The sequence below is a fragment of the Terrimonas pollutisoli genome (assembly GCF_029360765.1).
Taxonomy (GTDB): domain Bacteria; phylum Bacteroidota; class Bacteroidia; order Chitinophagales; family Chitinophagaceae; genus Terrimonas_B; species Terrimonas_B pollutisoli.
The window spans coordinates 18017-32541 of the sequence record NZ_JARKNA010000008.1; the positions used below are offsets into that span (position 1 = coordinate 18017).

Below are 14525 nucleotides of genomic sequence, written 5' to 3' on the forward strand. Positions count from 1 at the left end.
ATCTTTTATTTTTTATCGGGCAAACTGAACGCTACAAAACTGTCACCCGATTTTGTTTTCAATTTTCCGCCGCCGCATGCAATCACTACAAACTGCTTTCCATCTATTTCATAGATAGACGGCGTGGCGAACCCGGCAGTAGGCAGGTCGGTTTCCCATAATAATTCTCCCGTTCTTTTATTAAATGCCCTGAATTTTTCATCTTTTGTTGCAGCTATAAATAATACCCCTCCGGCGGTAACAACCGGCCCGCCAAAGTTTTCCGTTCCGCTATGTATCCCTTTTGCTTTCAATTCAGGATAATCACCAAGCGGTTGTTTCCAGACAAATTCACCTGTGTTAAGATTGATCGCAGTCAGCGTTCCCCAGGGAGGCGACACTGCCGGGTATCCTTCTTTTGTTTCGAATTTAGTAGGCCGTCCTGAAGTGGAAGAAAAAGGAATTTGATGATATTCGTCCTTCACCTTTTCAGCAGCGACGAACTTATCGAGCTGTATTGATTTTTGATCAAGAATAAAAGATGCAATGGCCGTTTTCTCACCTGGACCGAGATGATTAAAACCGGGCATCCTGTTTTTTCCCGTAGATAATAAACTTAAGAATGTTGCCAGGTCATATTTCTTTCCTACATCAATCAACGAAGGGAAATCTCCATTTCCTTTTCTATCGGGCCCATGGCAAGCTGCACAATTATTCGCAAATAAAATTTTACCTGCTTCCAGGTTGGTTTGATTGGAAGTAACTTTTTCTTCTTTTGCATCACCAATTGTAAGCAGCCTTGGAATTTCGTTCGCATTGATGTACATGATACCTGTAGCAGGATCAAACGCAGGGCCACCCCATTCCGCGCCTCCTGTCATCCCGGGAAAAATCAACGTTGGAGTTTTTGAGGGCGGATTAAACAAATGACCTGTTTTATAAGTTGCCAATTTCGCTTTGATATCCTGGTAAGAAGAATCCGGAATATTAGTATTAAGATCCGCTTCTGTCAATGACTGACGAACAAAAGGTTTAAAAAAAGTCGGGTACGGTTGAGTTGGCGAAAGCCTGTCACCGGTGAGATCAGTTGATGTTGGCACCGGCCTTTCTTCAACCGGGTAAAGTGGCTTGCCTGTTTCCCTGTCTAACAAAAAAATGAATCCTGTTTTTGTCACCTGCAAAACAGCATCCGTTTTTTTGGCGTCTTTCATCACTGTAACTAAAACGGGCGCGGCCGGCAGATCCCTGTCCCAAACGTCGTGGTGAATGGTTTGAAAACTCCATTTGAGTTTGCCGGTAGTAGCGTCCAAAGCAATAACTGAATTTGAATACAATCCATTTCCAAGCCGCTTACCTCCATACCAATCATCCGCTGCTGAACCCGTGGGCGCAAATACAATTCCTCTTCTTTCATCCAAACTAAAACCCGCCCATACGTTAGCCCCGCCAATATGTTTATACGCTTCTTTATCATCCCAGGTTTCATATCCCGCTTCACCTGGATAAGGTATGGTGTGAAATATCCACCTCATTTTTCCCGTATGCACATCATAAGCTCTTATGTGCCCCGGTGCTGCATTAGCATCTTCAGATGTGGCGATTCCAATAATAATTACATCTTTATAAATAATTCCCGGAGACGTCGATGTTATATACGACTGGGAAACATCCCGGCCCAGGTTATCATGCAAATCAATGCTACCCTTATTGCCAAAAGACGGTGAAGGCTTTCCCGAAAAAATATCGATACAGTATAAAGATGAGCCCACAGTGTAAAAAATGTACTTGTCTTTTTCCTTGCCATCAAAATAAGCGACACCCCGGCAAATATTCACGCCACGCTTTTTTTTACCAGATGTACTTGTATCCTTGTCAACAAAAGGATCAAATATCCATTTTTCATTACCGGTTTTCGGATCAACCGCAAACAGCTTTAAATGGGGTGATACGCCATACAGCACCCCGTCCACCACAATAGGATTAACCTGGAGCTGGCTTGACGCTCCGACATCATTGGTGCGATAGGTCCAGGCTACCTGCAGATCTTTTACATTGCTTGTATCAATTTCAGTTAAAGAGGAGTATAGTATTTTGTCATTCGAACCGTTATATGCTTTCCAATTGTTATAGACTTCATGTGCTTCCGGAGAAGTGCATGATTCTCCGAAAATCACTATCACTAAAAGGACAAAACAAGCCATACTATAATAATATTTTACCTGCATCATATTTTTCCTGTTTCAAAACCTTACTAATTTTTATTTCAACTGTATGCTTATAATTTTCTTTAGCGTCAGCAACATCATTGATGTTACCCGTTATCGTTTTCCTGCTACTTGTTGACCACATTAACCGGCCTCCCGTCAATAAAAGATGACAGGTTGGCAACTGCTATTTCCATAAGTCGCTCTCTTGCTTCTCTGGTTGCCCATGCGATGTGCGGTGTAATGATGCAATTTTTTGCTTTGAATAATGGATTATCAAGCGGGGGCGGCTCAACCGAAAGCACATCAAGAGCAGCACCGGCAATAACATTGTTATTTAATGCATCGGCCAAATCCTCATCTACTATTATTGGTCCCCGTGATGTATTTAAAAGGAATGCTGAATTTTTCATCTTTTTTAGACTATCCTTATTGATCAATCCCTTTGTTTCAGGAAAGAGCGGGCAGTGAATACTTATTACATCACTTTGTTCCAGGAGATCTGATACTTCCACCCATTTAAAATTTTTACGATGTGATTGATCCGTATTTGTTCTGCTTGATCCGATGATGTTCATTCCAAACACTGTCGCTATATCTGCCACCTGCTGGCCAATTCGTCCAAATCCAATTACGCCCATTGTTTTGCCAGAAAGCTCAACCAAAGGAGAATCCCAAAAACACCAATCAGGTGCATGTGACCACCTGCCATTCATTACCCCCTCACTATGGCCCTGCACATGATGACAGAGTTCAAGCAATAAAGCAAATGTGTACTGAACCACAGAAGCGGTTCCATAACCAGGGACATTTGTTACTGCAATTCCATTTTTTTGGGCGACATCGACATCTACAACATTGTAACCGGTAGCAAGAACCCCAATATATTTTAAGGATGGCAATTGACTTAACACTTCTGCACTAACCGGGGTTTTATTGGTGAAAACAATTTCCGCTTCTATGCACCTTTCCAGGATTTTTTCTTCAGGAGTTCTGTCATATATTTCAACATTGCCCAGCTTATGTAACCCGTCCCATGATAGGTCACCCGGATTTAACGTATAGCCATCCAATACAACGATTTTCATTTACTTATTCTTTAATTTTTCGCCAGATGGAACCTTATCTGCCAGCAGTAAGATTCGCCAGATAGTCATCATCATTGGTAACGACTACCATCGTGGCTCATTCATAATTACATTCTGTTTATGCTTTTTAAACATGGCAGCTGCATTAATATTATTTAGTAGCCTGTAAATTCACAGTTTCTGACCCGGCATTTCTTTTCCTTGCCATCAGCAAGACCGAAGAAACAAATACAGCCAAAAGGCCGGTCAGAATACTCAGGTATAAATAGCCCTTAGAGAACTCAGGAATTAAAATGACTGATGCTGCGCCTAAAACATGATAAGAAGGAATAACTCCTGTAAATAAGTAGGCTTGCACAATTACGATTACACAAATAAAAAGAAGCATAAAAAAACTATGCTTAACCGTAAACCTGAAAAGATCAGATTCCTTGCCTACCAATCCGCCGGCTGCCGCTGCAATGGCAATAGATTGTGGAGATATCATTTTTCCGACTACTCCACCGGAAACATTCGCAGCTACAGTCACTACCGGGTCCACACCGATTGAAGCTGCAGTGGAAGCCTGAAGTTTACCAAACAAGGCATTGGCAGAAGTATCAGATCCCGTAATAAACACGCCAAGCCAGCCAAGCATAGGTGCAAAAAAAGGAAACAGGAAACCCGTTTTTGCCAATGCTTCCGCCATGGTTATCGTAATACCGGAATCATTCACGATATACGCAAATCCCAAAACGGAGGCTACAGTAATGATTGGAAATTTCAATTGCTTTAGCGTTTGCAGGAAAATCTTGGCCCCTGTTTTATAATCCAGGCCTATCATCGGTATTGCGATCAATGCGGAAATGAGTATCGCTGTGCCCGATGCAGATAAATAATTGAACTTAAAAATATGTGGTATTAAACTCCCTTTAGTATCACTGATGGCATGATGAAGACCCGGCATTTCGAATTCGATAAACCCGATGGCGTTGAGCACCTGCTTGACTGGCTGCAACCCCCAGGTTATGATCAGTATCGTCAGTAATATAAAGGGAGACCAGGCCCTAACTAACTGGATACCCGAAAAATCAGCTTCTGTATTCAGTGTTGGAGCCGGTTCATCAGGAAAGCGCCATAACTTTTTTGGTTTCCAGAATTTCAAAAAGATAACCAGCGAAATAATTGACCCTACGCCGGCAATAACGTCCGGGAGTGCCGGACCCAAAAAATTGGAAGAAAGAAATTGGAGCACTGCAAAAGAAAATCCCGATACTAAAATTGCCGGCAGGATTTCCATTGACTTTTTGAACCCGCACATTAGAAACGCTAAGTAAAAAGGAAGCATAATTGACAGGATCGGCAATGTCCTTCCTACCATTTTTGAAATAGCCATTTCAGGAATAGCAGTGACCTGTGATGCTACAGTGATAGGAATACCAATGGCGCCAAAAGCAACCGGGGCTGTGTTAGCAATGAGGCATATCCCCGCTGCATACAACGGATTGAATCCAAGGCCAACCAGCATAGCCGCCGTAATGGCCACCGGTGCGCCAAAACCTGCAGTGCCTTCCAGGAAGGAACCAAAAGAAAAAGCAATCAATAGTGCCTGTAATCTTCGGTCGGAGGTAATGGACCCCATAAAATGTTTGATGATCCCGAACTGGCCGCTATGCACCGTGATGTTGAACAGAAAAACGGCTGTAATTACAATCCAACAGATGGGAAAAAAACCATATAAAGCCCCATTGAAAGTTGAAAGCAAAGCAAGCTTTACCGGCATCCCATAAATGATTACGGCAATCACAATAGCAATGGCAGTGGCACATAAGCTGGCCCTATAGCCTTTCATTTTTTTTACTATCAGTGCCCAAAAAATAAACAGTACCGGGATAACTGCTACAAGAGCAGATAAACCAATATTATCAAACGGGTCAACAAGTTGTTTCCAATCCATAGTTGTTAATTCTTATAGCAAATTCCTGTTGCTGATCAATATTCTCCTACTTATTCCCTAGCCTTTGATATTACTTTATCATCTCCTTCCATTTCCCAAACTCAAATCATTATAAGTTGTGTTTTTATCGATTGAGTTTAACCCTTGCTCACCATAAATTCTCTGCTCATTTATACAATGCCGCTATTTCAAAATCCCCGATTGATGGTATAATGAATTCAACAATATTGCTATTTTGCCTGATGGAAAGAGGTTTGCCGGATCGGAGTAATTGGGCTCTTGAAATTTTGATGCCATTGGGAAGTTGCATTCTCACTCTTTGCTCACCTATTGGATAAACCTTCCTGATCGAAGCGCGGGTCATATTGGGGTTATTGTAATTTAAAATATGCAGTGCAAATCCTGGTTCCGTTTCCCAGGCAAAAACTTCTACATAACCTTCCCCTTCTACCGAAATATTAATTTTATCCTTCATCATCCATCTTACAGAATTTTGAATGATCCTGCTAAGGTCTGTACTTCCCCGTGTCCATACATTTTTGTCTATATCAGTTGGGAAGTAAACAAGCCGGCTATTCCCTTTCTCCCTTACTACAATGGCCGGGTTATCTGTTTCCTGGCTGGAGCTATCAATCTCTTTACGCGGATAGGGATAAACCATTTCAGGAATACCATTGGGGAATGGCGGCACAATATCTAATACGTGCCTGCCAGATGCTTTTACCGGAACATAAAATTCTCCACCCGGAAGCTGCTCAAGGGTTTCAAACTCCCTGAAGATTTCATGCTTATCCTTAATTTTTGTGTAGAATACCTGTCCCCGTGGTCCTTTGTAATCACTTTTTAAATGAACATCGAAAATATCTGATAAAGCAAAATCATTCCGTGGCTTACCCCACTCATCATACATTCCTGTTTCAAATGTTGCTAATAATGAACCACCCCTGTTGACAAAACTTTTGAGGTTATTGGCCTGCTCATTGCTGAGTAATGCAATATTGGGTAAGATAAGAGCATTATAATTTTTAAGACCTTCAGGCGTCAGGTCATTTACATGAATAAAATCAAAGACAAACCTTCCTTCCAGGAGCGCATAATAAATTCCCTGGAGGTAATCAGTGGAGTTTCCCTTTTCGTTAAGATTGACGGGATCGCCCCAATAACCACCGGGAACCCTTCCCGGTGCTTTGTATAATTCATTTATTTTATTAGAAAAAACAACACCAAGGCGGGCCATCGGTTTTTTATTGAAAAAATGTTTTTCATTTTTTTCAAGCCATTGATAATACTTACGCCCTATTTCCTGCCAGCGATTATCAGGCAGGTCACTACCCAACCATACCAACCAGGGAATCATTCCGCTGGAAGTTGTTTGGGCCAACCATAAATTTGTTTCTGCTTCTGAATTGCTGCTATGGCGCCAGGGACCGGTTTTTGTACCGACAACATTTGTTACCGGCCGTCCTTTCATTACCGCATAAGCCACTTTGCCTTGCTGGGCACAATCCCAAATAGGCGTACCACCACCTCTGCCCTGGTGGTCAGTAGTGATCCAGTCAGCCAGATTACCCACCTGTTGCAAATCCTGGATCGCTCCGATACCTCCGGCTATATTGACATTATAAACAATTTTCTGTCCTTTCTTTCTTACTGTCGAATTCAGCAGGTTTATGGTTTCAAGTGTTCGTGTCATCGCTATTTCCGACACTTCTTTAGGTGATAGATTTCCAAGTCGTTTACAACTCTCACAATGACATAGATGCGGAGGAAGTTCTACTTGGGGCCAGCTATTGGTAAAGAAACCATCCACTTCATAGTTGGCCATAATCTCATTCATTATCTTGGGCACCTGTTCATTCCGGTAATTAGAAAAAAGACAGGTACGGTAGATCCACGGAGTTTCCGAGTGTTCACGGGGACTCCCATCTTCATTCCTTTCTACCCACTCCGGTCTTTGCGCATAAATATCCTTGTGAAGAAAATTTGTTTCAATACGTGCAATTACCTTAATACCTTTTTTCTTTAGTGCTTTTAAATAATCACCGAACACATCCCGGTTGCCGAGGAACTGGCTTTTGTAATGATGCGGAAGTTTTGTAGGATACATGGCTATGAATCCGCCTGCTGTAATAATTATCGCATTCAATTTAAGACTCGCCCAATAATCTACCCATTTATCTATATCCAGGTTTTTAGGATCATATTCATTTAGGTTGTGCTGTGCAACCCGTCGCATCTTTAAATACCATTTTTCTCCCGGGTCAGTTATGGCATGAAAAGCAGATGCTGTGTTGGACAATAATAAACCAGCCGAAGCCAATGCCGAAGTTGTAATAAAATCACGTCTTGTTTGTGCCATACTTTATTCTTAAATTATTATTTGAAAAGGAAATAAATCAACCGCTGCCCAGTACTATAAGTTACTAACCTCTTTTTTAGCTCTTATACAATGCTGCTATTTCAAAATCCTCAATAGAAGAAATAGTAAATTCAATGAGATTTCCCGTTTGTTTAAACTTCAATGGTGTTTCGGAGCGAATCAGCTCTCCTTTTGTAATAGTTACACCATCAGGTAGTGTCATTTTTACTTTTTGTTCACCGATAGGATAAAATTTTCTGATTGAAGCCCTTGCCATATTGGGGTTATTATAATTCAGGATATGAATGGCAAACCCTGGCTCTGTTTCCCAAACAAAAATTTCTATGTTACCGTCTCCTTGCACACTTACAACCGACTCCCCTTTCAACATCCAGCTGACCGATTGTTGAATCAGTTTGCTTAGATCAGCACTTGATCTCGTCCAGGTGTTTTTATCAATATCAGAAGGAAAATAAATAAGCCGGCTCTTACCTTTCTCACGGATCACCATTGCCGGCTCATTACTTTTTTGACCAGGATAATCCAATTCTTTTCGCTGATGTGCATATACCATTTCCGGAATTCCGTTAGGATAGGGAGGAATAATAGTCAATACATGATTACCGGGTGCTGTAGCAGGAACGTAGTATTCGCCACCTGGAAGTATGGTGGTATCGCCAAAGCCATTTACAATAGCATGTTCGGCATTGATTGATGCATAAAAAATCTGTCCCTTTGGTTTTTTATACCCGGGCATTAGCCGAATATCAAAAACATCAGCCAACGCAAAATCATTACGCAGGCTACCCCATTCATCATAAAGACCAGTTTCGAAAGTCGCCAATAAAGAGCCGCCATTTTTTACAAAGCTTCTTATATTTCCGGCTTGTTCGTCACTAAGCAAGGCAATATTGGGCATTATTAGCGCATCATAGTTTTTAAGGGTCTCTGGCCTGAGATCATCTTCATGTATCAAATCGAATGGAAACCTTCCTTCAAGCAATGCATAGTAAATTCCCTGCAAATAGTCTATTGGATTGCCTTTGGCATTCGGATCAACGGGACGTCCACCATATCCTCCTGGTACATTACCGGGTGCATCATATAATTCATTTAATTTCTGAGAAAACACAACCCCCAAACGTGACATTGAACGTTTATTAAAAAAATGCCTTTCATGTTTTGCCAGCCATTGATAATATTTACGTCCTATTTCCATCCATCGTTTGTCATATACCTCGCTCCCCAGATATACCCACCAGGGTATCATGCCACTGGAGGTTGTCTGCGCCAGCCATAACATTGTTTCAGCTTCGGAGTTAGTACTATGCCTCCACGCCCCAGTCTTAATTCCAACAACATTTGTAACAGGTTTTCCTTTCATTACTGAATAGGCGACCCTACCCTGCTGTGCACAATCCCATACAGGTGTATTGCCTCCCCTGCCCTGGTGATCACAGGTTATCCATTTCGCCTTGTCCCCGATTTTTTTAATATTTTGAATGGCCCCGATACCGCCAGCGATATTAACATTATAAATTATGCCTGACTTTTTTTCGTTGACTACATTAGTTATTTTATTGATTGTTTCCAGTGTTCGTTTCATTTGTTCTTCGGATATCTCTTTCCGGGATAATTTGCCCAGGCTTTTGCAACTATCGCAATGGCATATACGCGGCATGCCACCAACCTGGGGCCAGCTATTCGTAAAAAATCCATCCACATCATAACGAGACATTATCTCATTCATGATTTTTGGAACCTGTTCGTTTCTATAATTGGAAAAAAGACAGGTGCGATATATCCAGGGCGTTTCCGCATGCTCCCGGGGAGATCCGTCTGCATTTCTTTCAAACCATTGTGGATACTCATTGAATATATCCTTGTGTAAATAATTGGTTTCAATTCTTGCTATTACCCTGATATGTTTTTTCTTTAAGGCTTTGAGATAATCTCCAAATAGATCCCTGTCACCAAGGAATTGGCTTTTATAATGACCAGCTATCTTTGTCGGATACATCGCCATCAATCCCCCGCCCGTTAAAATGATTGCATCCAGTTTCAACTCAGCCCAATAATTAACCCAGTAATCAATATCCAAGTTTTGTGGATCATATTCATTTAAGTTGTGCTGTGCAACTCTTCGCATCCTTAAATACCAGTCATCCACTGGATTTCCCAGCGGCTGAAAAGCGAACAATGGGTCAGCAAATAAGGAGGCGGCAGTGACTATTGAAGTTGAAGCCAGGAACTTGCGGCGGGAAATATCCATAACTAATTATTTAGACTTGAGAGAAAAAGAATTTTGTTTAAAGCACTATCATCAGTTATACCCGGGGTTTTGAGAGAAAACAGAATTGTCATTTATTAATTGCACCTGGCTAAGCGGCACCGGGAAAAGCGTCATATGCTGCAACATTCCGTAAGGTTGCATTACGCTGAAAGCTCGTCCTGTTCTTACCAGGTCAAACCATCGGTGTCCTTCAAAAGCAAGTTCGAGTCGCCTTTCTGTATAAATTTTTTCTCTTGTATCATCTTTCGATAAACCTGTATGAGCCGACAGGCCTACCCGTTGACGAACCTGGTTGAGGAATCCTAAAGCCTGGTCAGTCTTTCCATTTTCATTCAGCGCCTCAGCATACATTAACAGTACATCAGCATACCTGATCAACTTCCAGTTGACTTTACTGTCACCACCGCTTGCTACAGACGTAATATATTTTTTCGTATACGATTGGGATGTGTTCGGCAACAATGGAATGAAGTTTCCGTTTTGATCTGTAAATCCTCCTTCAGCTACAGAAATATTCTTCCTGGGATCATTACTCTGCAGATCAAACTCATCAAAGATGGATTTAGTAGGTGAGTTTCTTTCGCCCAATGCGCCTTTAATTCCATAATAGTTTGCCATAGGAACTGAAATAGGCAAAAAGTCATTGGTATAATTGCTGCCCAGGCTTATTCCTTCTTCAAATTCTATGTCAAAAATATATTCGCTATGATGTTCATTTTTTGTATAATCGAACAGATCATTGAACTTCGGCAACAGGGAATAACCCGAGGTAGTAACTTCCTGCAGTTTGGCTTCAGCTTTAGCAAAATCCTTAATGGTCAGGTATACTTTTCCTAAAAGTGATTTGGCCGCTCCTTTTGTGACTCTTCCAACATCCTGGCCCGTATATTTTACCGGCAAATTATTTTCCGCATCAGTTAAGTCCGGAATAATCACCTGGCTGTATATATTATCAACCGGTTCTCTTCCGGCTTTATAGGCTTCTTCGAGAGAAATAACTTTGGTGATTCTGGGAACAGCCCCGAAAATTCTTACCAAGTCAAAATAGGCAAGGGCTCTTAAAAATTTTGCTTCCCCTATATGACGCTTTTTGTTTATTACAACAGCCGTATCTGTTTTTTCTATCTGGTCTAAAATGTTATTAGCCCTGTTGATCAGAATATAATAATTCCTCCAGGTATCCCTGATCAGGGAAGCATCACTGGCCAATGTAAAATTGTCGACGGTAAGCAGGGATATATTGCTGAATATTTCCTGTTGTGAGTCGTCGCTGCGCAGATCTCCAAATACCCAGAAATTTCTATATTGGATTTGCAATTCCCTGTAACAACCGATAACAGCATCCTGGAAGTCTTTATCAGTTTTATATAATACATCAATGGTAACAGACGATTCAGGCCTTGCTTCGATAAAGTCTTTTTTACAGGAAAATATAAGAACAGGCGCCAGTCCAAGCAGGAAGAGTAATTTTTTCATACCTGTAATTTTTAGTTTTTTGAATAAGCTTAAAATGAAATATTCAAACCGATGATAAGGCTTTTAGCCAACGGATAATCGTTAGACTCATTACCTGGTCTTAAAGGATCGCTGCTAAAACTAACATCGGGATTAAAAGCTGTATTTTTTGTAATAAGTAAAGGGTTGGTTGCATTCACGTAAACCCTGGCCGCACTCAACTTCAGCTTTGAAAAGAATTGACGGGGCAATGAATAGCTTGCTATGATGTTATTGAACCTGAGATAGGTTCCGTTATCAAGGTAACGTTGACTTGGAAGTCTCACCCCTCCTGTAGGAGCATCGTTAGGCCTTGGTGTTTTACCGTCTCCGGGCTCTTGTTCAGACTTCCAATAGTTATTGTTGAAAGCATACACTCTCACCCTCGCTCTCGTACTATTTCCGGCGCTTCTCGACAGGTCATAGATCTTATTTCCGTGTGAGCCCTGCAGGCTGATCGTCAGGCTAAAATTTTTGTAGGAAAAATTATTGGTCATTCCGTAATAGAAATCCGGGTAAGGAGTGCCCATGATGGTATTGTCAAAACTATTGATGATGCCATCCGGTCTTCCATTCGGTCCGCTTATGTCTTTAAATCTTACGTCGCCGATCCTTGAGCGGTCACTGGCTCCGGGGTTATAGATTGGCCCCTTGTCCAACTCAGCTTGGCTTTTGAAAATACCGTCCACGATTAAGCCATAGAACATACCGATAGGTTGTCCAAGCATCGTGACATTGTTATCAGTAAAAATCGGATCACCTTCCGGTCCAAGTTTTACAACTTTGTTACGATAGGCAGATAAATTAAAATCGGTAGTCCATGTCAATTGCTGATTCAGGTTGACTGATCGCACAACAAATTCCCAACCTGTGTTTTGAACCTCACCAATATTTTTCAGCGCATTGGTAAACCCGGTGATAGCCGGGATATTAACATTCAATAAAAGATCTTTATTTTTTGATCTGAAATAATCTACTGTAAAAGACAATCGTCTTTCCAGGAAACTGGCATCTATTCCTATATTGACCGACTGCTGTTTTTCCCATGTCAAAGAAGGATTGGAAAGTCTTTGGGGGGCAAATCCTCCTACTGCAACACCACCTAAATCATAAGTGAGGTAATTGATAGTGGCGTATTGCTCATAATTTCCGATGTTGTTATTTCCGGTTTCTCCATAACTGGTTCGCAACTTCAATTCATTTACAAATTCAATGCCTTTAAAAAAATCTTCATCCGAAATTCTCCAGGCTACCGCTGCCGAAGGAAAAACTCCATATTTTTTATTGGCGCCAAAACGGGAAGATCCATCGGTACGTATGGAAGCTGTCAGGTAATATTTATTATTGAAATTATAATTCAATCTCGCCAGATAAGATAATATGGACCAGGTGTATTTTTCGGAGGAGCCGTTGGTGATCTGCCCGCCAACAGCACTTAGCGTTTGTATTAAATTATTGGGATAGCGGTTGCTTTCCAAAAAATTGGAATAACCATTTTCTTTTTGCGCAGTATAACCAACAAGCCCCGCAAGGTTATGTTTATTTAACTTTTTGTTGTAATTCAATGTGGCCTCCGTTATCCAGTTTATGCTTGAAAATGAATTGTCAGTTCCAGTGGGCGGGTTATTAAAAAAAACCGGGAGGCTTGGTTTAAATGTCGTCCTTTTTGTATTCAAAAAGCTTGCTCCTGCTAATACACTCAGCTTTAGATCCTCGATTATTTTATAGTCAACATTTATATTGTTTAGCAGCCTGAACGATTTTTGATTGGCCTTATATTCATTTGCCACTGCCAACGGGTTTGAAAAATTTGCCTGTGCTGCCAGGCCGCCAAAAAAGAAATATTCACCATTTTCATCCAATAAAGGATAAAAATTGTGCGTTGCCATAGCGCTTCCCAGTATTCCTTCGCCTTGGTTGCCTGTTGTTGGCAGTGCATTTTTATCGGTATAGGATGGGTTGAGATTGATCCGGGCGGAAAGCCTGTTTGATAATTTGGCATCAATATTTGCCCTCAGCGAATACCTGTCGAAATTGCTGTTCAATACGATTCCTTTTTGTGTCAGGTACTCACCGCTCAGTGCATACTTTACATTTTCATTCCCACCTGTAGCGGTCAATTGATATTGACTTTGCGGAGCAGTATGCAGTACCACATCTAATGCATCAACATCATGTGTATTTCTGCCGTCAAGTACATCAAGAATCACCGGGGGTACAATCCTGAACCAGGTATCAGGCGGACCGGTAACAGGACGGCCTTCATCAATATTCCTGTTTTTAATCCCATCATAAAAGTATTGAGCCATCTCCTTTGCATTCATCATCTCCGGCTTTTTGGCAACTTTTTGCCAGCCGGTGTAGGTATCAAAAGTTATCACTGGCTTGCCGGCCCGACCTCTCTTCGTATTGATGATGATAACTCCATTAGCTCCCCGTGATCCATAAATGGCAGTAGCGGATGCGTCTTTTAAAATATCTATGCTTTCAATATCATTTGGATTCAACGTTTCAATACTTCCGACAGGATATCCATCCACAACATATAACGGGTCCGGGCCGGCCGAAATACTTCCAATTCCTCTTATCCTGATTTGCGGCGCTACACCCGGCTCCCCGGAAACCGGTTTTACCTGGACACCCGCTACTTTTCCGAGCAACGCCTGGTCAATACGGGTTGACGCAAGATCTTTAAATTCCTTACTGCCTACTGATGCGATAGATCCGGTCAGGTCCTTTCTTTTTTGTGTACCATAGCCGATCACAATCACCTGGTCCATTGAGATCACTGATTCTTTCATAGTAATGACAAGAGACAGGTCGCTGCTTTCTTTAACACTATAGCCTGATAAAGTTTGGGATTCAAACCCTGCAGCAGAGAAACTAAAGCTGTAAGGTCCGCCGGAAGGGATTCTTGAAAACGAAAATATTCCGCTGCTATCCGTGGTGGTGCCGGAAGTAAAATTATTTTTTGAATTCCTGATAATAACATTCACATTGGGAATGGGTCCATTGTTATCGGTCATTACGACCCCTTTGATATTACTGTTCTTTTGTTGCCCGATACATTCGATCGATTGACCAAGGCAAAAAAAGAAAATAAGCGCAACCAAACTGAACCTGTTTGTAACTTGATTTGGGCTCATATGCAAGCAGTGTTGTTTAGATTAAA

7 protein-coding genes are annotated in these 14525 nt (G+C 41.5%); all 7 read right to left on the bottom strand.

The window, feature by feature from the left end:
• Nucleotides 1–5: 5 nt before the first annotated feature.
• Nucleotides 6–2207: an outer membrane protein assembly factor BamB family protein gene (locus tag P2W73_RS14480; RefSeq protein ID WP_276502778.1), complete on the bottom strand. Its 2202-nt coding sequence runs from the start codon at nt 2205–2207 to the stop codon at nt 6–8.
• A gap of 104 nt (nt 2208–2311) precedes the next feature.
• The gene (locus tag P2W73_RS14485; protein WP_276502779.1) at nt 2312–3271 is read right to left on the bottom strand and encodes a D-2-hydroxyacid dehydrogenase; all 960 of its coding nucleotides are present in this window, start codon (nt 3269–3271) and stop codon (nt 2312–2314) included.
• Between the two features lie 151 nt (nt 3272–3422).
• Complete coding sequence (locus tag P2W73_RS14490) at nt 3423–5207, bottom strand: L-lactate permease (protein ID WP_276502780.1); 1785 nt, start codon at nt 5205–5207, stop codon at nt 3423–3425.
• 166 nt (nt 5208–5373) lie between these two features.
• Nucleotides 5374–7566, bottom strand: coding sequence for an alpha-amylase family protein (locus P2W73_RS14495; RefSeq protein WP_276502781.1), 2193 nt, complete (start codon nt 7564–7566; stop codon nt 5374–5376).
• A gap of 76 nt (nt 7567–7642) precedes the next feature.
• Entirely contained in the window at nt 7643–9838 is a 2196-nt protein-coding gene (locus tag P2W73_RS14500; RefSeq protein ID WP_276502782.1) for an alpha-amylase family protein, read from the bottom strand.
• Between the two features lie 51 nt (nt 9839–9889).
• Complete coding sequence (locus P2W73_RS14505; protein ID WP_276502783.1) at nt 9890–11335, bottom strand: RagB/SusD family nutrient uptake outer membrane protein; 1446 nt, start codon at nt 11333–11335, stop codon at nt 9890–9892.
• Between the two features lie 29 nt (nt 11336–11364).
• Nucleotides 11365–14499, bottom strand: a complete 3135-nt coding sequence (locus P2W73_RS14510; RefSeq protein ID WP_276502784.1) for a SusC/RagA family TonB-linked outer membrane protein — start codon at nt 14497–14499, stop codon at nt 11365–11367.
• Nucleotides 14500–14525 lie beyond the last annotated feature (26 nt).

What these genes read in the sequence shown, in the direction of transcription:
- P2W73_RS14505 (WP_276502783.1), bottom strand. Translation starts at nt 11,335, where the DNA reads ATGAAAAAATTACTCTTCCTGCTTGGACTGGCGCCTGTTCTTATATTT.
- P2W73_RS14495 (WP_276502781.1), bottom strand. Translation starts at nt 7,566, where the DNA reads ATGGCACAAACAAGACGTGATTTTATTACAACTTCGGCATTGGCTTCG.
- P2W73_RS14485 (WP_276502779.1), bottom strand. Translation starts at nt 3,271, where the DNA reads ATGAAAATCGTTGTATTGGATGGCTATACGTTAAATCCGGGTGACCTA.
- P2W73_RS14510 (WP_276502784.1), bottom strand. Translation starts at nt 14,499, where the DNA reads ATGAGCCCAAATCAAGTTACAAACAGGTTCAGTTTGGTTGCGCTTATT.
- P2W73_RS14480 (WP_276502778.1), bottom strand. Translation starts at nt 2,207, where the DNA reads ATGATGCAGGTAAAATATTATTATAGTATGGCTTGTTTTGTCCTTTTA.
- P2W73_RS14500 (WP_276502782.1), bottom strand. Translation starts at nt 9,838, where the DNA reads ATGGATATTTCCCGCCGCAAGTTCCTGGCTTCAACTTCAATAGTCACT.
- P2W73_RS14490 (WP_276502780.1), bottom strand. Translation starts at nt 5,207, where the DNA reads ATGGATTGGAAACAACTTGTTGACCCGTTTGATAATATTGGTTTATCT.